At 29.1% G+C, this 20537-nt stretch carries 22 protein-coding genes; 10 read left to right on the forward strand and 12 right to left on the reverse strand.

From position 1 onward, the window contains the following. Positions 1 to 52 precede the first annotated feature (52 nt). From I1A51_RS15010 to I1A51_RS15035, 6 genes are all read right to left on the reverse strand, one after another. A complete protein-coding gene (locus tag I1A51_RS15010) occupies positions 53 to 1885 on the reverse strand; it encodes a 2-oxoacid:acceptor oxidoreductase subunit alpha (RefSeq protein WP_196895339.1) in 1833 nt (610 codons plus the stop codon). A 66-nt stretch (positions 1886 to 1951) separates the two neighbouring features. After that, complete coding sequence (locus tag I1A51_RS15015; protein ID WP_196895341.1) at positions 1952 to 2191, reverse strand: NifU family protein; 240 nt, start codon at positions 2189 to 2191, stop codon at positions 1952 to 1954. A 5-nt stretch (positions 2192 to 2196) separates the two neighbouring features. Further along, the gene (locus I1A51_RS15020; RefSeq protein WP_196895343.1) at positions 2197 to 3321 is read right to left on the reverse strand and encodes an Mrp/NBP35 family ATP-binding protein; all 1125 of its coding nucleotides are present in this window, start codon (positions 3319 to 3321) and stop codon (positions 2197 to 2199) included. 76 nt (positions 3322 to 3397) lie between these two features. Further along, the gene (locus tag I1A51_RS15025; protein ID WP_196895345.1) at positions 3398 to 3724 is read right to left on the reverse strand and encodes an MGMT family protein; all 327 of its coding nucleotides are present in this window, start codon (positions 3722 to 3724) and stop codon (positions 3398 to 3400) included. Positions 3725 to 3729: 5 nt separating this feature from the next. Then, on the reverse strand, positions 3730 to 4323 hold the full coding sequence (locus I1A51_RS15030) for a hypothetical protein (RefSeq protein ID WP_196895348.1): 594 nt from the start codon (positions 4321 to 4323) through the stop codon (positions 3730 to 3732). A gap of 3 nt (positions 4324 to 4326) precedes the next feature. Further along, a complete protein-coding gene (locus I1A51_RS15035) occupies positions 4327 to 5301 on the reverse strand; it encodes an acyl transferase (protein WP_196895350.1) in 975 nt (324 codons plus the stop codon). Between the two features lie 148 nt (positions 5302 to 5449). On the opposite strand from I1A51_RS15035, the gene I1A51_RS15040 reads away from it, so the two are divergent. Both I1A51_RS15040 and I1A51_RS15045 read left to right on the forward strand, forming a co-directional pair. Continuing rightward, complete coding sequence (locus I1A51_RS15040; RefSeq protein WP_196895352.1) at positions 5450 to 6637, forward strand: aspartyl protease family protein; 1188 nt, start codon at positions 5450 to 5452, stop codon at positions 6635 to 6637. A 138-nt stretch (positions 6638 to 6775) separates the two neighbouring features. Continuing rightward, on the forward strand, positions 6776 to 7117 hold the full coding sequence (locus tag I1A51_RS15045; RefSeq protein ID WP_231374051.1) for a DUF6122 family protein: 342 nt from the start codon (positions 6776 to 6778) through the stop codon (positions 7115 to 7117). 676 nt (positions 7118 to 7793) lie between these two features. Here I1A51_RS15045 and I1A51_RS15050 read toward each other — a convergent pair. Both I1A51_RS15050 and I1A51_RS17765 read right to left on the reverse strand, forming a co-directional pair. Further along, positions 7794 to 8540, reverse strand: coding sequence for a uroporphyrinogen-III synthase (locus tag I1A51_RS15050; protein ID WP_196895353.1), 747 nt, complete (start codon positions 8538 to 8540; stop codon positions 7794 to 7796). An 18-nt stretch (positions 8541 to 8558) separates the two neighbouring features. Then, complete coding sequence (locus I1A51_RS17765) at positions 8559 to 9218, reverse strand: DUF4271 domain-containing protein (protein WP_196895355.1); 660 nt, start codon at positions 9216 to 9218, stop codon at positions 8559 to 8561. 108 nt (positions 9219 to 9326) lie between these two features. Between I1A51_RS17765 and I1A51_RS15060 the strand changes: the two genes are divergently transcribed. The 4 genes from I1A51_RS15060 to I1A51_RS15075 all read left to right on the forward strand — a co-directional run bounded on the left by I1A51_RS15060 (position 9327) and on the right by I1A51_RS15075 (position 12176). Further along, on the forward strand, positions 9327 to 10058 hold the full coding sequence (locus I1A51_RS15060) for a polyprenol monophosphomannose synthase (protein ID WP_196895357.1): 732 nt from the start codon (positions 9327 to 9329) through the stop codon (positions 10056 to 10058). Next, a complete protein-coding gene (locus I1A51_RS15065) occupies positions 10058 to 11401 on the forward strand; it encodes a dihydroorotase (RefSeq protein ID WP_196895358.1) in 1344 nt (447 codons plus the stop codon). Before I1A51_RS15060 ends, I1A51_RS15065 begins: the two co-directional genes overlap by 1 nt. Beyond that, positions 11401 to 11826, forward strand: coding sequence for a DUF4296 domain-containing protein (locus I1A51_RS15070; protein WP_196895360.1), 426 nt, complete (start codon positions 11401 to 11403; stop codon positions 11824 to 11826). The genes I1A51_RS15065 and I1A51_RS15070 overlap by 1 nt, the downstream gene beginning before the upstream one ends. Before the next feature lie 176 nt (positions 11827 to 12002). After that, positions 12003 to 12176, forward strand: a complete 174-nt coding sequence (locus I1A51_RS15075; RefSeq protein ID WP_196895663.1) for a hypothetical protein — start codon at positions 12003 to 12005, stop codon at positions 12174 to 12176. 13 nt (positions 12177 to 12189) lie between these two features. Here I1A51_RS15075 and I1A51_RS15080 read toward each other — a convergent pair whose 3' ends face one another. Then, positions 12190 to 13368, reverse strand: a complete 1179-nt coding sequence (locus I1A51_RS15080) for an acyl-CoA dehydrogenase family protein (RefSeq protein WP_196895362.1) — start codon at positions 13366 to 13368, stop codon at positions 12190 to 12192. Positions 13369 to 13466: 98 nt separating this feature from the next. Here I1A51_RS15080 and rnpA point away from each other — a divergent pair, with 98 nt between their 5' ends. Both rnpA and I1A51_RS15090 read left to right on the forward strand, forming a co-directional pair. Further along, positions 13467 to 13856 carry a ribonuclease P protein component gene (gene rnpA, locus I1A51_RS15085; RefSeq protein ID WP_196895364.1) on the forward strand — a complete coding sequence of 130 codons (390 nt, stop codon included), beginning with the start codon at positions 13467 to 13469 and terminating at the stop codon, positions 13854 to 13856. A gap of 60 nt (positions 13857 to 13916) precedes the next feature. After that, the gene (locus tag I1A51_RS15090) at positions 13917 to 15563 is read left to right on the forward strand and encodes a S41 family peptidase (protein WP_196895366.1); all 1647 of its coding nucleotides are present in this window, start codon (positions 13917 to 13919) and stop codon (positions 15561 to 15563) included. Between the two features lie 69 nt (positions 15564 to 15632). Here the strand turns inward: I1A51_RS15090 and I1A51_RS15095 are convergent, their stop codons facing one another. Continuing rightward, positions 15633 to 16616 (reverse strand): HU domain-containing protein, encoded by a 984-nt coding sequence (locus tag I1A51_RS15095; protein ID WP_196895368.1) that lies wholly within the window; start codon positions 16614 to 16616, stop codon positions 15633 to 15635. Positions 16617 to 16711: 95 nt separating this feature from the next. Here I1A51_RS15095 and dprA point away from each other — a divergent pair, with 95 nt between their 5' ends. After that, positions 16712 to 17809 carry a DNA-processing protein DprA gene (gene dprA, locus I1A51_RS15100; RefSeq protein WP_196895377.1) on the forward strand — a complete coding sequence of 366 codons (1098 nt, stop codon included), beginning with the start codon at positions 16712 to 16714 and terminating at the stop codon, positions 17807 to 17809. A gap of 98 nt (positions 17810 to 17907) precedes the next feature. On the opposite strand, the gene I1A51_RS15105 is transcribed toward dprA, so the two are convergent. Continuing rightward, complete coding sequence (locus I1A51_RS15105) at positions 17908 to 18438, reverse strand: RNA methyltransferase (RefSeq protein WP_196895379.1); 531 nt, start codon at positions 18436 to 18438, stop codon at positions 17908 to 17910. A gap of 99 nt (positions 18439 to 18537) precedes the next feature. Between I1A51_RS15105 and I1A51_RS15110 the strand changes: the two genes are divergently transcribed. Further along, positions 18538 to 19032, forward strand: a complete 495-nt coding sequence (locus tag I1A51_RS15110; RefSeq protein ID WP_196895381.1) for a hypothetical protein — start codon at positions 18538 to 18540, stop codon at positions 19030 to 19032. A gap of 64 nt (positions 19033 to 19096) precedes the next feature. Here the strand turns inward: I1A51_RS15110 and I1A51_RS15115 are convergent, their stop codons facing one another. Further along, the gene (locus tag I1A51_RS15115; protein ID WP_196895383.1) at positions 19097 to 20476 is read right to left on the reverse strand and encodes a T9SS type A sorting domain-containing protein; all 1380 of its coding nucleotides are present in this window, start codon (positions 20474 to 20476) and stop codon (positions 19097 to 19099) included. Between the last annotated feature and the right edge of the window lie 61 nt (positions 20477 to 20537).

Here is a 20537-nt window from a genome sequence, read left to right on the forward strand (position 1 = left end):
GTAAATTTCTACAGTCTCTTTTTTGATTCAAAATATTCGAATATGACAATGTCTATAATAATTCTCTAACCTTGTTTACGATTTCATTCGTATAGAAAGGAACTCCTTTAATCTTATTAAAAGGAACTGCTTCCATTTCAAATGTACTTCTCAATACATTTACTAATTGTCCATTATTTAATTCTGGAACTAAAATCGTATCGAATTTTGATAAAACTTCTTTTAAGTTTTTCGGAAATGGGAAAATATATTGTAAATGTGTGTGCGAAACATCCATTCCTTCATTCAACATTTCTTCCATTGCAGTTTTGATACTTCCATAAGTACTTCCCCAACTTACAATTAAAACTTTACCAGAATCTTTACCACTATCTATTTTTTGTTCAGGAATAAAATCAGCGATTTTTGCAACTTTCTCTGCACGAATCTTCGTCATTACCTGATGATTCTCTCCGTTGTAAGAAACATTTCCTGTTTTATCTTCCTTTTCTAAACCTCCTACACGGTTTTCGAAACCTTTCATTCCTGGAACTGCCCATTCTCTTACTAAGTTTTCGTCTCTTAAATAAGGTTGGTGTTGTTCATTAACAATTGATTCTTCAGAAACTCCTTTAACTTGAATTTCTTTTAAATGTTCTTCTTTTGGAAATTTCCAAGGTTCCGAACCATTTGCAATAAATCCATCTGTTAAAAGAATCACAGGTGTCATATGTTCTAACGCAATCCTTGAAGCTTCGTAAGCCATGTAAAAACAATCTGAAGGCGATTTTGCAGCAATTACAGGAATTGGAGCATCTCCATTTCTTCCAAATAAAGCTTGATTTAAATCGGATTGTTCTGTTTTCGTTGGTAAACCTGTACTTGGTCCACCACGTTGTACATTTACAATAACTAATGGAATTTCCAACATCATTGCCAGTCCTAAAGCTTCACCTTTTAAAGCCATACCAGGACCTGAAGTTGCTGTTGTTCCTAAATTTCCACCATAAGAAGCTCCGATTGCTGAAGCAATTCCAGCAATTTCATCTTCTGCTTGAAATGTTTTTACACCATAATTTTTATACGAAGATAAATAATGTAAAACATCAGAAGCTGGTGTAATAGGATAACCACCATAAAATAAATCTAAGTTAGATTTTTTTGAAGCTGCAACTAAACCAATTGCTGTTGCATGATTTCCAGTGATATTTCTATATAAACCTTCTTCCATTTTTGCTGGTGAAACAGTAAATCTTTCTGTGAAAACTCCTGCTGTTTCTCCATAATGATACCCTGCTTTTAAAACAGTTGTATTTGCATTTGCAATTTCTGGTTTATTAGCAAATTTATGCTCTAAGAATTCAATTGTATATGAAATTTCGCGATTGTACAACCAGTAAATAAAACCAAGCACAAACATATTTTTGCTTCGCTCTACTTCTTTAGAAGACAACCCTGAACCTTTTAAAGCCTCTTTTGTAAGCTTTGTTACATCAATTTCATAAATGTGTTTGTCTTTATAAGCTTCATCTTTTAAAGGACTTTCTTCACATTTTGCTAGCTTTAAATTCTTCGAATCAAACCCTGAAGTATTCGCAATTAAAATTCCATTTTTCTTCAGTTTACTTCCATTCTTTACCAATGCTGCTGCATTCATTGCAACAAGTACATCACATAAATCTCCTGGAGAATAAATATCTACACTTCCAAAATTAATTTGGAATCCAGATACTCCTGCAACTGTTCCTCTTGGAGCTCTAATTTCAGCTGGGAAATCAGGAAAAGTACTTAAGTCAGTTCCTTGATGTGCCGTCGTATTAGAGAATTGACCTCCTGTTAATTGCATACCATCTCCAGAATCTCCTGCAAAGAGAATAGTAGCTTTATCTATATTGTGTTCTTTCATGCTCATAACTTGGGGCTAAAAGTAGGGATAACTTCTAGGTTGATAAATGATTTTTATCAGTACAATTTATCGTACCTCAACAACTTCTTTAATTTCTGGAGCATAACGCTTAATCGTAGCCTCTACACCGTTTTTTAAAGTCATTTGATTTACAGAACAATTTGTACAAGCTCCTTCTAGCCTAACTTTTACAATATTATCCTCAATAGAAATAAGTGTAATATCTCCACCATCCGTAACTAAAAACGGACGGATTTCTTCTAACGCTTTTTCTACATTTAATCTTAATTCATTTGATGTTTCCATGTTTTCTATTTTGTGCTACATCCACTCATCGTAGTAATTCTAACAACTTCTGTTGGAGGTAAGTTTTTATTTCTTTTTATTAATTCCGAAACTACATTCTTTGTAATTTCAGTAAATGCCTTCTCTAATGGAGTGTTATCTTGTAACGCAACTGGGTGTCCTACATCACCACCTTCACGAATACTTTGTACAAGAGGAACTTCTCCTAAGAAAGCTGTTTTTAAATCTTCTGCTAAATTTTTCGCTCCATTTTGTCCGAAAATATAATATTTATTATCTGGTAATTCTGCTGGAGTGAAATAACTCATGTTTTCAATAATTCCTAAAACAGGAACATTAATTGATTGCTGTTGGAACATTGCAACTCCTTTTTTCGCATCTGCTAAAGCAATATTTTGTGGCGTACTTACAATTACAGATCCAGTAATTGGTAAAGCTTGAACAATGGATAAATGCACATCTCCTGTTCCTGGAGGTAAATCGATTAATAAGAAATCTAATTCTCCCCATGCAGCATCAAAAATCATTTGATTTAATGCTTTTGAAGCCATTGGTCCTCTCCAAATTACTGCTTGATCAGGATTTGTAAAGAAACCTAAAGAAAGAATTTTAATTCCATAACTCTCAATTGGCTTCATTTTGGAACGTCCATCTACATTTACAGAAATTGGTTTTTCTCTTTCTACATCAAACATAATATGTGTAGAAGGCCCGTAAACATCTGCATCTAAAATTCCTACAGAGAATCCCATCTTAGATAAAGTAACAGCCAAGTTACTTGTAATTGTAGATTTTCCAACTCCACCTTTACCTGATGCTACAGCAATAATATTTTTAATTCCAGGAATTTCTTTTCCTTTAATTTCTGTTTCTTTTTGTGGAACCTCAACTGTAACATTTACTTTAATTGTAAGTGGAGTTTCCGTAATTTGTTGTACTGCTTTTTTAATTTCAGCTTCAACTTTCTTTTTTGCTTGTAAACTTGGATTTGAAATTGTTACATCTACAATAACTTCATTGTCAAAGATTACAATGTTTTTAACTGCATTACTTTCCATTAAGCTTTTCCCTTCTCCTGGTGCTGTAATAGTTTCTAATGCTTTTTTTATATCGTTTTTTTGAATACTCATTTATATATAAAATTGTGACTTGTAAAAAATTACAACAAAGATAGTGAGTTCTATTGAAATAGCATATAATTCTATGTTATGCTAACTCTTCCATCGGATCCCAAAACAACTCTTTAAACTTTATTACTTGTAAATCTTTTACTTCTATTCCTTCATTTTCTAAAAGTTGTTGCATCAAATTTGTTCCCTCAAAATGATGTTTTCCTGTTAAAATTCCTTTCCGATTTAAAACTCTATGCGCTGGAATATCTTCCATTCCGTGAGAAGCATTCATTGCCCAGCCTACCATTCTTGCTGAACGTGGAGCTCCTAAATATTTTGCAATTGCACCATAACTCGTTACTCTTCCATCTGGAATTTGACGAACAACTTTATAGACTCTTTCAAAAAAATTTTCTTCCATTAATTTTAATACAAACAATTTTGATTATAATATTCTACAACTCTTTGGTAATCTTGAATTCGAAAAACTCCCGCATCTACTTTAAAAATAATATCAGGACAATCCGAAAAATATCTATTTACAATTTCTCTAAAATCTTGCTCATATAAATCGAAATTTTTCACCACATAAGCATGTCCTTCTAAAGCTCCTTTTTTCTTGATGAAATATTCTATATATGTCAAAGAAGTTTGCGCATTTGAAGTTGGTCTAGAATCATAATCTCCTAAAAACTGTGAAGTAGTTTTTTCATATAAACTCATCTCTCCTCCAATTACTCTTTTTAATAATCTTGGTCTTCTTTTTTTAGCGAGCTTTACATAATCGTAATGAATTTCTTTTCCATTTGGAATTAAAGTTACTCCTAAAATTTCATTAGAATCTAACTTTCTACTTTTTCCTCTTGTCGAATTTTTAAAAACAACTTTATTCTTTGCAATTCGAACATATCCATAAGTTTCCGTACTGTCTTTATATGTCACATATCCTTGTTGGTCTCTTTGTGCAAACACAAAAAAAGTAAAAAGAGAAAAAACACATACTAATAAATTCGTTTTCATATCTTATTGAATTAATAGATTACAACCTCTAATATCTGAGTTATCAAACCTTCCAAGAATTTCAAATAAATTCGTATCCAATTTTTTACCCAAATCTTGTGTAGCAATAAAAGAACAAGAATTTACATTTGCTAAATCAATGACATTCATTCCTCCTGCTCTTTTATTCCCAAATATTTCAAATGGATCTTCTGTATTTCTAATTAAAATTTTCATCCATGAAGGTGTTTCAAAAACTCCATGACCTTTAGAATAAGCTTGACTTAATAATTCCGTCATTCCGTATTCCGAATGAATCTCTGAAATCCCAAATCCTTTCTTTAAAACTTCATGCAATTCTGTTCGAATCATTTCTTTTCGTTTTCCTTTCATTCCTCCAGTTTCCATTACAATGGTATTTTTTAATTGAAAATGAAAAGCTTCAATTAAATCTAACAAAGCAAAAGAAACTCCAATTAATAACACTTTCTTTCCTTTATTGTCTAAATCAATCAATGTTTCTTTCAATTCACTTAAATTATGAAGGTAAAATCCACTTTTTGGATTTTTAGATTTTTGAATTAAATCATCTACCATATAAATTAAAGAAGAACCTTCTCTTTCCAAATAAGAAGGTAAAAGTGCTAAAACTGTATATTCTTCAATATTTCCATAAAACTGCTCAAAAGCTTTTAAATAACTTTCTTCATATATATTTAAATCTGTAACAAAATGTTTACTTTGAACACTTCCTGTTGTTCCACTACTTAAAAAAATTTGTTTTACTGTATCTTTTGTAGAAACAATTTTTTCAGATTTAAAAAACTGAATTGGCAAAAAAGGAATTTGTTCCAATTCTCTTACATTCTCTGGTTTTAATCCTAAATAGTTTACAAATCTTCCATAAACTTCATTATTCTTTACCTGAAAATTAAATATATCTAGAGCTGTTTCTTTAAATTCTTCTTCTGATTTAATATCAAAAATTTGGTTATTCATATCACGTATTTGAATTACAAAAATACGTTAAATCTGAAAAATCAGCAGCAGTAGCTTTTTAGTTTTTAGTAACTTTAATAAACTTTTATCAACCGTAGATTGTAGAAATACACCATGAAGAAGATGATTTTTATTTAAAAGTCAATATATGAAACAGAAAATTTTAGCAATCATTTTAGGTTTAAGTTTATTCTATTCTTGTGGATTAAAAACAAGAAGTATTTTGCATAGCGGATATGTAGAAAACGAGCAATTTTCCGATACAATCTCTTTTGATTATACCTACGGTGTTCCTATTGTAAATGTAAAAATTGATGAAGAAGAATATCGATTTTTATTTGATACAGGAGCTCCAACAGTTATTGATATTTCTCTTGCTGAAAAAATGAAATATCATACGTTAACCGAAAAAAAAGTTTTCGATTCACAAGGAAATAGAGAAAAAGAAAAATTTATAAAAATCCCTTCTTTACAAATAAATTCCATTTCTTTTGTAAATATTGGTGCTGTAATTTCAAATATGAATCAAACTTTTGAAATTTCATGTTTAGAAATCGATGGAATAATTGGCGCCAATTTAATGGAAAAAGCACATTGGAAAATCGATTATAAAAAAAGAGAACTTTATTTTAGTAGTAAACCATTTCCAAAACCAATTAATGCTTATACTTTAGATTTTTATCCTCAAAAAAATCAAAGAACTCCAAAAGTTGCAATTAAATTAGATGCAAAAACAGTAAAAAATATTTCTGTCGATACAGGTTCTAACGGAGCGATTGATTTAGAATCAAAAGATTTTCCGGATATTTTAAATAATACAAAGGATATTTTTGTTTATGGAACTGCTTCAACAGGAGTTTATGGCCGTGGTGAAAATGATATTAAAACTTTGAGTAAAATTAAAAATATTACACTTGGAAATATTGTTTTTCACAATCAAATTGTCAGCTTTGAAACTAATACTTCTAAAACAATTGGAAATCAATTTTTGGAAAATTATTCTGTGATTTTCAATTGGGATGAAAAGAAAATTTACCTTTCTCCTATTTCAACTTATGATTATAAAAATATTCAAGGATTTGGATTTTATACAAAAATGGAAAATGGAAAATTAAAAGTTGCTTCTGTTATAGAAAATTCGCTTGCAGATGAATTTGGAATTCGTCCTGAAATGGAAATTATTTCTATTAATAATCAAACTTTTGAAAATACAATTCAAAATCCATGTTTCTATGTTTTTCACACACCTTTTCCAAAAACAAATGAAATAAAAGTTTCTTTTTTAATTCAAAATCAAAAACAAACTTTCACTTTTTATCGACAAGATTTCCTTTAGTTTTATCTTATAAAGACTAAAAATATAAGGATGATTTTTCAATAATTTGAATTATTCATTCATCTAAAATGATTTTTATATAACTTCAATATATAAAATAGGAATGTTTATTTTTGCACGACTTAATTTTAATTACAAATGAGTCAGTTTTTAGAAATTTTACAACCAGTTGTTCATTATAGTTTACATTTTTTAGTTCCAGGATTAATCGCTTATATTTTCTTTCGAAAAAATTGGAAACAAGCTTGGTTAATCATGATTTTGACAATGTTGGTTGATTTGGATCATTTGTTTGCAACTCCAATTTTTGAACCAGGAAGATGTAGTATAAATTTTCATCCACTTCACTCCTATTATGCGATTGCATTTTATGTTTTGATGTTGTTTTTTCCAAAACTTCGAATAGTTGCAGTTGGATTACTTTTCCATATGTTTACAGATTATCAAGATTGTCTATGGATGTGGTATGTGAATAATTAAAATAAAAAAGCTTCAATTTTCAATTTAAAACCGAAAAAAGAAGCTTTCAACTATTATAATTTCCCAAAATAATAGTTAAACTATACAAAATTACTCACCAAAATTATAATTAAAATAATTTCTTCTTTTTATAAAAGATGTCAAAAATACTAATTATTTTTAATTAGTATAAATAAAAATAATATTTTTGCAACAATATTATTTAGGTACTTTATTATGTCTTTTTAATTGATTTACAAAAATTTATTGTAAGGAATTGAAAACATAACATACTCTTAAATAAGAAAATACATTTCTAAATTATATTTCATTTCCTTATTTAAAGAAAAATGGCATTACAACTACGTTATAAATCAAATAAGACAAATCGATTTTTAAAAATATTTTTTGAAGTTGGCGGTGGGTATTTATTAAGTATATGTGTACACTTATTTTCGGCTTCTATTGTTTTAAATAAAAATATTATACAATCTTCTTCACTATTTACAATTTTAATAGTATGGATAGCTTTTTTAGTATTTACTTTTTTAGAAAATAAGAATAAACATATCAAATTAATCTATTGTATTTTTATTCTAGTTTCTTCACTAATAATTCATTGGATTAAATTATAAGCATAAAAAAAGAGATCATACAAATTGTACAATCTCTTTCTATAATACTGTTATATAAAAAATTATTTCTTATTAACTTCTTTAATATACTTTTCAAGAGCCATTGTCATTGATGGTGTTTCAGGTGTTGGCGCCTTGATGTTAACATTCAATCCTGCTTCTGTAGCTGCCTTTATTGTTGTATTTCCGAAAACAGCAATTCTTGTATTATTTTGCTTGAAATCAGGGAAATTTTTAAATAAAGATTGAATTCCTGAAGGACTAAAGAAAACTAAAACGTCATAAAAAACATTCTCTAAATCAGATAAGTCACTAACAACAGTTTTGAATAATATTGCTTTATCCCATTTCACTTTGATATCGTCTAATAATTCAGGAACTATTGGCTTTAATTTATCAGAACTAGGAAGTAAAAAACGTTCGTTTTTATGTTTTTTAATCACTTTGATTAAATCTTGGAAAGTTCTCTCTCCAACATAAATTTTACGTTTTCTATATACAACATATTTCTGTAAGTAATACGCGATAGCTTCAGACTCACAAAAATATTTCATTTCATCAGGAACTTTAAAACGCATCTCTTCCGCAATTCTAAAATAATTGTCTACAGCGTTACGGCTTGTAAAAATTACTGCTGAATAGTTACTAAAGTCAATTTTCTGGGCTCTCACCTCTTTTGCCTCAACTCCTTCTACATGGATAAACGAGCGAAAATCTATTTTGACTTTTTGCTTTTCAGATAATTCATAGTATGGAGAATTCTTTGAACTAGGGGCTGGCTGAGAAACCAAAATCGTTTTCACTTTCATAAATCTGATATTTTTTACTTAAAACTTTAATTTATAAAAAATTATAAATGGTGCTATTTCCACAGTGCAAAGGTACAAAATAAAATAAAACAAGTGGCTTGCTATCAATATTTTATTATTTAACACTAACATCAGATATCTATAAAGCAGTAAAATAAAGAACAAAACTGCTGTAATTTTAAAGATAATTTCTGAGTAAAATGTGGTGTAAACACTGATAATCAACAGTGGAAACAACAACAAACTTATACTAGTTAAGTAGCTAACTTTTTGAAAACTTACATTATCATAGGTTTCATTTAAGTCAAAAATAAATTTTAACAAAATTCCGACCAGAGTTTTAAATAAAAAATAAATACTAACGCCAGAAGCAATGTAAAGAAACACATGATAATCAACTGGAAATGGATTTATTGGATAATATTTCAAAAAAGTAAAGCCAAGCAACGTAATAAATAAACATTGAAACAAATAAGAAATTAAAAAATAAAGATTAAAAATTGATTTCGACTCTTTTCCATAATTGAAAAAATAATTATTGGAAAAAAGCAAGAAATAGTTCTGTACCAATCTTTCTTTATAGATAAATTTGAATGCTACAAATCCACAGAAAAATAAGATTAGTGTAATTGTTAACCAATTTGCGTTTGGTAATGTTCTAAAAGTAGCTTCAAACATAGTTGCTTTAAAATTTGAAAGTTCTTTGTTAAATAATGAATAAACTCTAAAAAATTTAAGACAAAATTAGGGAATATTTTTTTTAACTTTACCCCGAAAATCGAATTTATGAACGACACTTTAGTCATTATTCCTACATATAACGAAAAAGAAAACGTTGAAGCAATTATAGAAGCAGTTTTTGCTTTAGAAAAGAAATTTGATGTATTAATTGTTGACGATAATTCTCCAGATGGTACTGCAAATATTGTAACAGAATTAATTAAAAAATATCCAAATCAATTATTTTTAGAAGTAAGAAAAGAAAAAGCTGGATTAGGAACAGCTTATATTCATGGATTTAAATGGGCAATTGACAGAAAATATGAATATATCATAGAAATGGATGCAGATTTCTCCCATAATCCAGAAGATTTACCACGATTATACAAAGCTTGTGTTTTAGAAGGAGCGGATGTGGCTGTAGGCTCAAGATATATGAATCGAGAAATTAATGTGGTAAACTGGGATATCAAACGTATCTTACTTTCTTATTTAGCTTCCAAATATGTACGAGTAATAACTGGAATTCCTGTATATGACACAACAGCAGGTTTTGTGTGTTATTCAAGAAAAGTTTTAGAGAAAATTGATTATGATAAAATTCAATTTATCGGATATGCTTTTCAAATTGAGATGAAATATAAATCATGGAAACATGGTTTCAACATCAAAGAAGTTTCCATAGTTTTCACGGATAGAGTGAAAGGAGCGTCGAAAATGAATGGTTCTATTATTAAAGAAGCAATTTTCGGAGTTTTAAAAATGCGATTTAAAGGTTTGCCAAAAAAAAATAAATAATGAGCACGACACTAATCAAAAATGCTTTTGTTGTAAATGAAAACAAAACAGAAGTAAAAGATGTTTTAATTGAAGATCAAAAAATTAAACAAATTGATTCTAACATTTCTGAAATTCCTGAAAACTGTACAATTATAGATGCAACTGGAAAATATTTATTACCAGGAGCAATTGATGATCAAGTACATTTTAGAGAGCCAGGATTGACGCACAAAGCAAATATCGAAACAGAAAGTAGAGCAGCAGTTGCAGGTGGAATTACTTCTTTTATAGAAATGCCAAATACAAATCCACAAAGTGTAACACAAGAATTACTAGAGAAAAAATTCGATATTGCTTCAAAAACTTCATATGCGAATTATTCATTTATGTTTGGAGGAACAAATGATAATTTGGAAGAATTATTAAAGACAAATCCAAGAAATGTAGCTGGAATTAAGCTTTTCCTAGGTTCTTCAACAGGAAATATGTTAGTAGATGATGAAGCAGTTTTAGAAAAGATTTTTTCAAGTACAGATATGGTAATTTCTGTTCATTGTGAGGATGAGCAAACAATTAAAAATAATTTAGAAAAATACAAAGCGGAATTTGGTGAAGATATTCCAATTAAATACCATCCAATTATCCGTAGTGAAGAAGCTTGTTATATTTCATCTTCAAAAGCAATTGAATTAGCAAAGAAAACAGGAGCGAGGCTTCATATTTTCCATTTATCTACAGGAAAAGAAACTTCTCTTTTTAGAAATGATATTCCTTTAAAAGATAAAAAAATTACAGCCGAAGTTTGTGTGCATCATTTAAACTTTGATGATTCTATGTATGATGAAAAAGGAACTTTTATCAAGTGGAATCCAGCCGTAAAAACAAAAAAAGATCAAGACATGTTATGGGAAGCATTGTTAGATGACAGAATTGATGTTATTGCAACAGACCATGCGCCTCATACTTTAGAAGAAAAACAACAAGTTTATACAAAAGCTCCAAGTGGAGGTCCTTTAGTGCAACATGCTTTGGTTGCAATGTTAGAAGCTGTTAAAAATGGAAAAATCACTATTGAAAAATTGGTTGAAAAAATGGCGCACAATCCAGCTATTTTATTCCAAGTAGAAGATAGAGGTTATATCAAAGAAGGATATTTTGCAGATTTAATTCTTGTCGATATGAATAATCCTTGGACTGTGAAAAAGGAAAATATTCTTTATAAATGTGGATGGTCTCCTTTTGAAGGAACAACTTTTAATTCAAAAATTACACATACCTTTGTAAATGGAAATTTAATTTACAACAACGGCGAATTTAATGATGAAATTAAAGGAGAACGTTTGTTATTTAATAGAGATTAATGAAAAAAGTTTTTTACATATTTATCGCTTTTTTAATTTTTACATCTTGTAAAGAAAGTAATACTATTTATAAAAAACCAAGTAATCTTATTTCTAAAAAGAAGATGGTGGATTTGGTTGTAGATATTCAATTGGCTCAAGGTGCTTATAGTGCAAAAAATAAAAATAAGCAACGTAAGATTGATTATATGCCACTTGTTTATGAAAAATATCAGATAGATAGTAGTGATTTTGCAAGTAGTATGGAATATTATATTTCTACAATTGATGATTATTCTGATATTATTTTTGAAGCAGAATCTCGATTAGAGAAATTAAGAGAAGAAATTGATAAGAAAAGAACATTTGAAATTTCAGAAGAAAAAGCACAAAAAGAAATGAAGCGAAAGCAAGATTCTATAAAAGCTGTAAAAAACAAAAAATAAAATAAGAAAGAGGATGCTTAAAAACATCCTCTTTTTTTTATAATTCTTTATTCCAAAATACATTAATAAATACTTCTTTAAACACTATTTGAAATTATAAAAAGTAAATTTTATGATAAATTTATTTTTATTAAATCTAAATTAAGTATCTTTGTAGCGGAATTAAAAAAGGTAACATGCTAATTTTCACACCAGATACTATTACAACGAGTGGTACAATTAACACAATGGAGGATACTTCATGTGGAGAAGCTTGTAGTACTTCTTGTAAGAAAATGAAGAAAAAGTGTTGTAAAAAATACAAAAAGGGCAAACGCTGTAAACGCTGCCCTGGATTTGATTTAATGTAATTTTTTATATTTCTTATTTAAAAGCTGGAATTCCAGTAATATCTAAACCTGTAATTAATAGGTGAATATCATGTGTACCTTCATATGTAATCACACTTTCTAAATTCATCATGTGTCTCATGATTGAATATTCACCAGTAATTCCCATTGCTCCAAGAATTTGTCTTGCTTCTCTAGCAATATTTAAAGCCATATCCACATTGTTTCTTTTCGCCATTGAAATTTGAGCTGAAGTTGCATTTCCTTCATTTCTAAGAACACCTAAACGCCAAGTTAGTAATTGTGCTTTTGTGATTTCTGTAATCATTTCAGCAAGTTTCTTTTGTTGTAATTGTGTTCCAGCAATAGGTTTGTCAAACTGCACTCTTTCCTTAGCATATCTCAAAGCAGTATCATAACAATCCATTGCAGCTCCAATTGCTCCCCATGCGATTCCATAACGAGCAGAATCTAAACAACCAAGCGGTGCACCTAATCCATCTTTATTTGGCATTAAGTTTTCCTTAGGAACTTTCACGTTGTCAAAGATTAGTTCCCCAGTTGCAGAAGCTCTTAAAGACCATTTATTGTGCGTTTCAGGAGTTGAAAATCCTTCCATCCCTCTTTCTACAATAATTCCTTTAATTCTTCCTTCTTCATTTTTAGCCCAAACAACAGCAATGTCAGCAAAAGGTGCATTTGAAATCCACATTTTTGCTCCATTTAAAAGATAATGATCTCCCATATCTTTAATGTTTGTCACCATTCCACCAGGATTTGATCCGAAGTCTGGTTCTGTCAATCCAAAACATCCGATAAATTCACCTGAAGCTAATTTTGGTAAGAATTTTTGTTTTTGTTCCTCTGTTCCATATTTCCAGATTGGATACATTACTAAAGAAGATTGAACAGATGCTGTAGAACGGACTCCAGAATCTCCTCTTTCAATTTCTTGCATAATTAATCCGTAAGAAATTTGGTCTAATCCAGCTCCACCATATTCTTCTGGAATATATGGACCGAAAGCTCCGATTTCAGCTAAACCACCAATAATTTCTTTAGGAAACTCTGCTTTTTGTGCAGCATCTTCGATAATAGGAGAAACTTCTCTTTTTACCCATTCGCGAGCAGCATCACGAACAAGTTTGTGTTCTTCAGTCAACAGATCATCTAGTCCAAAATAATCTGGTGCTTGAAATAAATCTTGTGCCATGTTTTTTTATATTGTCTTATTAATGTACCAAAATTACTAATTTAATAGTTCTTATTTTCTTTTTTAAAGGAAATCTTTAATTGCGTACATTTGTTGTTATGAAATTTACATTCAGAAAAGAAGAGAAATTAAAGAGTAAAAAGTTAATTGAAAAGCTTTTTTTAGAGGGAAATCATGTAAAATCGTTTCCACTTAGAATGATTTATGTAAAAGTAGAGCATGAGAGTGCACAATTATTTCAAGTGGGAGTTTCTGTATCAAAAAGAAATTTTAAAAAAGCGGTAGATAGAAATCGTATAAAAAGATTAATGCGAGAAGCTTATCGACTAAATAAACATATTTTAGAAAAAGAAATTTCGGAAAAATACGTTTGTATGTTTATATATACTGGACGTGATGAGTGGAAATATGCAGAATTAGAAGCAAAAATGGTGAAAGTAATGCATAAATTCATTGAAAAAACAAACGAAGACAAAAGTGCATCTTAGAAATTTGTTACTTTTAAAGCAAAATTCCTTGTGTCAAAATAACTTAATGCCTTATTTATCATGAAAAAATTAAAATCTTCCATCAAAAAGATCCTAATCGCAGCTGTTTTAACTATAACGGTTGGTGTTACGTTTTCATTTAAATCTGATTTTTTTGAAGTAGCAAAACAGATTGATATTTATACAACTTTGTTTAAAGAATTAAATATGTATTATATCGATGAAATAAATCCGGCTGAATTGACAGAAGTAGCGATTGATAATATGTTGAAAAGTTTGGATCCATACACTAATTTCTATGATGAACAAGGAGTGATAGATGCTAAAATTCACAACAAAGGTGAATATGGTGGAATTGGAACAATTACTGGTTATAAAGATGGGTTTTTAATCTTTAAAAAAGTACATAAAAACGGTCCAGCAGATAAATCAGGTTTAAAAGCAGGAGATAAAGTTATTCAAATTGATGAAATAAAATTAAAAGAAACTCCTGTAGAAGAAGTACAAACACTTTTGAAAGGAACGCCAAAAACAAGTGTTCATTTAGTTATTGAAAGACAAGGAAAAAAGATGGATTTTGATGTTATTCGAGAAAAAATTGAAATTCATGCAGTTCCTTTCTATAAATTAATGGATGACAAAATTGGATATATTGCTTTTACAAAATTCAATGAAAAAGCTTCTAAGGAAATCAAAAAAGCTTATACAGAATTGAAAGAGCAAGGAATGGAAAAGTTAATTATTGATGTTCGTGGAAATCCTGGAGGTTTGCTTCATGAGGCAGTAAATATTGCAAATTTCTTTTTGCCAAAAGGAGAAGTAATTGTGACTACAAAAGCGAAAATTAAAAAATGGAGCGATACTTATAAAACAAATAAACAACCTTTAGATTTAGAGATTCCAATTGCTGTTTTAGTAGATAATCGTTCTGCTTCTGCTTCAGAAATTTTAGCAGGTTCTTTGCAAGATTATGATCGTGGTGTTGTAATTGGACAACGTTCTTTCGGAAAAGGATTGGTTCAGCGTTTTAGAAAACTTTCATATGGAACACAAATGAAATTAACCATTTCTAAATATTATACACCAAGTGGAAGATGTATTCAAGAGTTGGATTATGCAAATAAAGATAAAGAAGGAAATGTTCCAAAATTTTCTGATAATGGCATAAATAGCTTTAAAACAAAAAATGGAAGAACAGTTTATGATGGTGGAGGAATTGCTCCTGACATTAAAGTAGGAAAGAGAATTGATTCGGATTTAATGGAGGGAATGATTCATTCTGAGGCAATGTTTAATTTTATCACAGATTATTATTATAAGAATCAAAATTTAGCAAATCCACTTGATTTTAAAGCCACTAACAAAGAGTTTTCAGCATTAAAAACATATTTAATTCAAAAAGATACAACTTTCCGAATTCCAGCTGAATATGCTTTTGAAGAAGCAATTGACTTATCTAAAGAAGAAGGATTATCAGATGGAATTAAAAAAGAATATGAAGCTTTAAAAAATAAATTAAAAAAAGAAAAAGTAGAAAAATTAAATGCTTTTAGTGAGAGAATTCAAGAAAAAATGGGACAATTTATCATAGAAAGATATTTATATGAAGAAGGAGTATATGAGCATAAATTAAAACATGATGAAGTAATTCAAAAAGCAATTGAAACTTTAAATGATCAAAAGAAATACAACAATATTTTAAAATAAAAACAAGAAAAAAATCCTAAGAAATAACATCTTAGGATTTTTTTTATCAAGTTTTGTCTAAACTATTCTTTATATTTTCTTTGTTAAAAGCCAAGCATCTTTAGCTAATTCAGCTTTGATTTTTTCAAGAACTACAATCGCGTCTTCTCTTGTATGAAAACTTTCATAAGCAACTTGGATTAAATCCCATTTATTCTTTCCAATCACTTTTGCTTTATAACCTTTAGCTTCTAATTCTTTAATTTTCTTCTCCGCGTTTTTCATTTCTCTAAAACTTCCAGCGATGATATGATAATTTAATTCTTTCTTTTCTGGAGTTAAACCAACAGTTAGCGTAATTGCAGGTAGTGGATTTCCAACAACGAACGTTGCTTCTTGAATTTGTTTTTCTACATTTTCTTGTGCAACTTTCGAAGAAACAAATTCTTGTTCTTGTTCATTTTGGTTATAAATATAATTTCCTGCACCATAAAGTGAAATTGCAATTGCAACTCCAGCAGCATATTTGATAAATACTGGAAATTTACTCTCAGATTTTTCAGCAATAGGAATAACTTTTTCCTTTTTTGGTTCTGGTTTTGGTTTAGAAACAGGTTTTGGCGTAACAACTTTCTTCTTAAGAATTGCTTTTTCTCTTTTAATTGGAGGCGAAACAATCGTTGTTAAACCAAAGGAAGCTCTTAAATAATTAATATCATTGGAAGCTTCAAAAACAAGATTTTCATTTTGATCCAAATGAAATGTTCCGATTCCATCTAATTTCAAACTATTTTTAGCAAGCGAAGTATTCCAATCTTCAACAATTTGTTGAATTTTGCTCATCGCTTCTTCATAAGAAATTCCTTCTTGTTTTGCCATATAATTGGCCAACAATCCGTCATTCTTATTTAAATATTTATTGAATGAAATTCTTTTGGTCGGTGGGGTAAAAGTATGTGTTACTTTGTCTAAAGCCGCGGAATCTTCAGAACAAATAAATCCCCCAAAGTTTGGTACAATGACACAATCGTATCTGTACAACAAATCTGCTATGTTCTCTACTATCATCATCATCGTTACAAATATAACTAAAAAAGAGCTACTTAGCTCCAAAATTTTACTATTTTTATTAACATTTTATTAAAAGAAAAAAATAGAATTTTATTGCCATGAAAGAAAATTTACGCTATGTTTTAGCGCTTCAAAATGTAAAAGGAATTGGAGATACGTACGCGAAAAAACTGATAAAACACTGTGGAAGCGCAGAAGCAATTTTTAAAGAAAAAGAGTCCAATTTATGTTTAATTAACGGTATTACACCGAACCTTATAAAAAACTTAAAAAAATCACAAAATTTTACAAAGGCAGATTCTGAGTTAGCATATATTGAGAAAAATGATATTCAAACAATTTATTTTGAAGAAGAGGCTTATCCAAAAAATTTAAATCAATGCATTGATAGTCCAATTTTACTTTTTAAAGATGGAAATTTTGAAGTAAATAATCGAAAAACATTAAGTATTGTTGGCACAAGAAATATGACTTCCAATGGAAAATATTTCTGTCAAGAATTAATCGAAGTAATTGCAGAATACAATCCAATAATTATTAGTGGTTTTGCTTATGGTGTAGATATTTGTGCGCATATTGCTGCAATGGAAAATAATCTGGAAACAATTGCTGTTTTAGCACATGGTTTTGGACATATTTACCCGAAAGTTCATAAAAAGTATATAGAAAAAATGAATCAAAATGGTGGATTTTTAACAGATTTTTGGTTTGAAAAAATGCCCCAACGAGAATTTTTCTTAAGTAGAAATAGAATTATTGCTGGAATTTCAGATGCTGTTTTAGTAATTGAATCTGCACAAAAAGGAGGTTCATTAGCAACTGCTGAAATTGCAAATTCTTATCAAAAAGATGTGTATGCAGTTCCAGGAAGAGTGACTGATAAATTTAGTGTTGGTTGTAATAATTTGATTAAAAATCATAAAGCTTCGATGATAACTTCCGCAGAAGATTTGATAAAAGCAATGAAATGGGATATAAAAGAAACGCAAAAACCAATTCAGAAAATGTTATTTGTAGATTTAAATGAAGAAGAACAAAAAATCTTTGATTTTCTTACAGATAATGGAATGCAGCTTTTAGATATTATTGCGATTCAATGTGATCTTCCAATTCATAAAGTTGCTTCACTTCTTTTAAATTTAGAATTAAAGGGAGTGATTCGTCCATTGCCAGGAAAAATGTTTGAAGTTGCTTAAAGTAGAAATCAAAACAATATTTAAAACATAAAAAACACATGTAATTTTATAAATCGATTACATGTGTTTTACATTATATTTTAAGAAAAATCTATTTCTTAATAATTCATTTTACAGAAAATATCCCAAAGTACAACTCCAGTACTTACAGAAATATTCAATGAATGTTTTGTTCCAAATTGTGGGATTTCGATAGAATTTGTACAAGCAGAAACGACATCTTGTTGTACACCTTTCACCTCATTTCCCATTACAATTGCATATTTTTTATCTTTCTCAACAGAAAAATCTTGAAGCTTGATACTATTTTCTACTTGTTCAATAGCATAAACTTCTGTTCCTTCTTCTATTAATTTATTTACAATATCAATAGTTTCTTCAGCATATTCCCAAGCAACAGATTCTGTTGCTCCTAATGCAGTTTTATGAATTTCTTTATTTGGAGGAGTTGCTGTAATTCCACACAAATAAATTTTTTCAATTAAAAAAGCATCACTTGTTCTAAAAACAGAACCAACATTATTCAAACTTCTAATATTGTCTAAGATTACAATTAAAGGAATTTTTTCTGCGCCTTTAAATCCTTCAACATCAAGCCTTCCTAATTCGCTGTTTTTTAATTTTCTCATAAATTTTAATCTAAATTCTTTTGCAAAAATATAACATCTAAAAAGGAATTTAAAGTCGGTGGCATTTTTTTTGTAATTTCGAAGTAAAACATTAATCACATGAGACTATTAAAACTATTACTATTCACGGTTTTTGTAACATTAACAGCTGTACAATGCAAATCGCAAAAAGTGGAAAATTCAGCTTATAAAATTACTACAGAAGCGCCATTCACTATTGAAAAAGCAACTTTTCAAAAATGGGTTGGAGGTAGACCAAATACGGGAGGAACGAATGTGGATATTTTTATAAATAATTCGCAGAATATCGAATTTGGAGAAATTTATTTCAGAGGAAAAAAAGTAAAAATTAAGTCTTTTGAAAATGAAAAAAACAGAAATGGATTAAAGCTAGTTGGAGCATTTAAAAAGCAATTTAAAAAAGATATTTCATTACATAGTGATCCAAAAAAAGAATATGGAAATTCGAAAAAAATAGAAATTCCATTCGAATTAAAAGATAAAGAAGCTGTAATTTCTTACAAACAAAATGGGAAATTAAAGTTTTTTAAAGTTGAAAATTTAGAAGAATTAGAACCACAATATTATCCATAAAAAAATAAAAAGGCTATCTGCATTTAGATAGCCTTTTGTAATCAAAACTTAACCAATCGAGAAACTAATTCTTAATTATTTTTTCAACAAAAACATTACTGTTGGAATCTTTAACCTTTAATATATAAACTCCATTAGTTAACATACTGAAATCTAAAATTCTCTGATTTTTTAAGTTTTCTTGCTTAATGAAAATACCTTGTATATCGTAAATGTAAACTTCTAAATTTGAATCAGTTGTTTCAAAATTTATGATATTCGTTGTAGGATTTGGATAAATTTTCATGTTTTTAATATTATTTTCGGCGATTGCTAGTACTTCACCATCTGTTGCAATTACTTCATCAGCAACAAAAATATCGTCAATTGCAACACCTTCACCTTCTAATCTAATTTCAATTTTCACATCTTCTTGAATCAAAGCTGCTGGTAAAGCAACCGACATATTTGTCCATTTGTCTTCCACAGAAAATTCTGATTCAATTACGTGGGTAGTCGTTCCTTTAGAAAAAGTAACTTTTAAAGAAGTATCTCCCCAATCTAAAGGAGAAGTTAAGAAATAACGACATTGAAAGAATAATTCACTTACACCTGATAAATCCACATTTTCAACTTTTACATTTGTATTGTAAAATCCTCCACATGGTTCTTCTGTGTTAATTCCTAAATAATCACTATCGTTTTCACTTTCTAAAAAATCTAAATTTGTAGAATTAAAATAAGTAGCGTCTCCAACAGAAGCTTTTCCACATTCTAAATTATTTTGTGGAATTTCTGCTCCGTCATATGAATGCACAAAAGAAGAAGTCAAAGGAAACGTCTCAAAATCTTCTTCAAATAAAATAGATGGATTATCTACTGGATCAACAGTAATTACTTCATCTGCTAAATAAATATCATCAATTGCAATTCCTTCACCACCTAATTTAATTTCCATTTTTACATCTTCTTGAATTAAAGAAGTCGGTAAAGCAACAGACATATTTGTCCAAGCATCTTCTACTGTAAATTCGGAAGTAATTTCATGTGTTGTACTTCCTTTTGTAAACTTAAATTCAATCGTACTTGGTCCCCAATCTTTAGGTGTAGAAATAAAATAACGACATTGAAAGTAAAGTTGACTTACACCTGATAAATCTAAATTTTCTGCTTTTAAATCTGTACTATAAATTCCTCCACAAGGATCATGTGTATTAATTCCTAAAAAAACGGTACTATTTTCAGCATTTTTAAAGTCTAAATCTGTAGAATTAAAAAAAGCTGTAGTTCCAATTGAAGATTTTCCACAAGTTAAGTTATCAGTAGGAATTTCAGAATTATCATAAGAATGAACCATCGAAGTAATTGGTGCAGATTCAAAATTTTCTTGGAATAAAATTGTCTGCGCATTTAAGCCAATGGTTGAAAGTATAAATAAGGTAAATAAGTGTAGTTGTTTTTTCATATTATTGGGGTTTGTATAGAATGGAAACAACACAGAAAAAACTTACCCTACTTTATTTTTT

Origin of the sequence: Aureivirga marina (genome assembly GCF_015767265.1) — a bacterium.
Taxonomy (GTDB): Bacteria; Bacteroidota; Bacteroidia; order Flavobacteriales; family Flavobacteriaceae; genus Aureivirga; species Aureivirga marina.

Coding starts and splice junctions, on each gene's coding strand:
- I1A51_RS15010 (WP_196895339.1), bottom strand. CDS start 1,885: ATGAAAGAACACAATATAGATAAAGCTACTATTCTCTTTGCAGGAGAT.
- I1A51_RS15015 (WP_196895341.1), bottom strand. CDS start 2,191: ATGGAAACATCAAATGAATTAAGATTAAATGTAGAAAAAGCGTTAGAA.
- I1A51_RS15020 (WP_196895343.1), bottom strand. CDS start 3,321: ATGAGTATTCAAAAAAACGATATAAAAAAAGCATTAGAAACTATTACA.
- I1A51_RS15025 (WP_196895345.1), bottom strand. CDS start 3,724: ATGGAAGAAAATTTTTTTGAAAGAGTCTATAAAGTTGTTCGTCAAATT.
- I1A51_RS15030 (WP_196895348.1), bottom strand. CDS start 4,323: ATGAAAACGAATTTATTAGTATGTGTTTTTTCTCTTTTTACTTTTTTT.
- I1A51_RS15035 (WP_196895350.1), bottom strand. CDS start 5,301: ATGAATAACCAAATTTTTGATATTAAATCAGAAGAAGAATTTAAAGAA.
- I1A51_RS15040 (WP_196895352.1), top strand. CDS start 5,450: ATGAAACAGAAAATTTTAGCAATCATTTTAGGTTTAAGTTTATTCTAT.
- I1A51_RS15045 (WP_231374051.1), top strand. CDS start 6,776: ATGAGTCAGTTTTTAGAAATTTTACAACCAGTTGTTCATTATAGTTTA.
- I1A51_RS15050 (WP_196895353.1), bottom strand. CDS start 8,540: ATGAAAGTGAAAACGATTTTGGTTTCTCAGCCAGCCCCTAGTTCAAAG.
- I1A51_RS17765 (WP_196895355.1), bottom strand. CDS start 9,218: ATGTTTGAAGCTACTTTTAGAACATTACCAAACGCAAATTGGTTAACA.
- I1A51_RS15060 (WP_196895357.1), top strand. CDS start 9,327: ATGAACGACACTTTAGTCATTATTCCTACATATAACGAAAAAGAAAAC.
- I1A51_RS15065 (WP_196895358.1), top strand. CDS start 10,058: ATGAGCACGACACTAATCAAAAATGCTTTTGTTGTAAATGAAAACAAA.
- I1A51_RS15070 (WP_196895360.1), top strand. CDS start 11,401: ATGAAAAAAGTTTTTTACATATTTATCGCTTTTTTAATTTTTACATCT.
- I1A51_RS15075 (WP_196895663.1), top strand. CDS start 12,003: ATGCTAATTTTCACACCAGATACTATTACAACGAGTGGTACAATTAAC.
- I1A51_RS15080 (WP_196895362.1), bottom strand. CDS start 13,368: ATGGCACAAGATTTATTTCAAGCACCAGATTATTTTGGACTAGATGAT.
- rnpA (WP_196895364.1), top strand. CDS start 13,467: ATGAAATTTACATTCAGAAAAGAAGAGAAATTAAAGAGTAAAAAGTTA.
- I1A51_RS15090 (WP_196895366.1), top strand. CDS start 13,917: ATGAAAAAATTAAAATCTTCCATCAAAAAGATCCTAATCGCAGCTGTT.
- I1A51_RS15095 (WP_196895368.1), bottom strand. CDS start 16,616: ATGATGATGATAGTAGAGAACATAGCAGATTTGTTGTACAGATACGAT.
- dprA (WP_196895377.1), top strand. CDS start 16,712: ATGAAAGAAAATTTACGCTATGTTTTAGCGCTTCAAAATGTAAAAGGA.
- I1A51_RS15105 (WP_196895379.1), bottom strand. CDS start 18,438: ATGAGAAAATTAAAAAACAGCGAATTAGGAAGGCTTGATGTTGAAGGA.
- I1A51_RS15110 (WP_196895381.1), top strand. CDS start 18,538: ATGAGACTATTAAAACTATTACTATTCACGGTTTTTGTAACATTAACA.
- I1A51_RS15115 (WP_196895383.1), bottom strand. CDS start 20,476: ATGAAAAAACAACTACACTTATTTACCTTATTTATACTTTCAACCATT.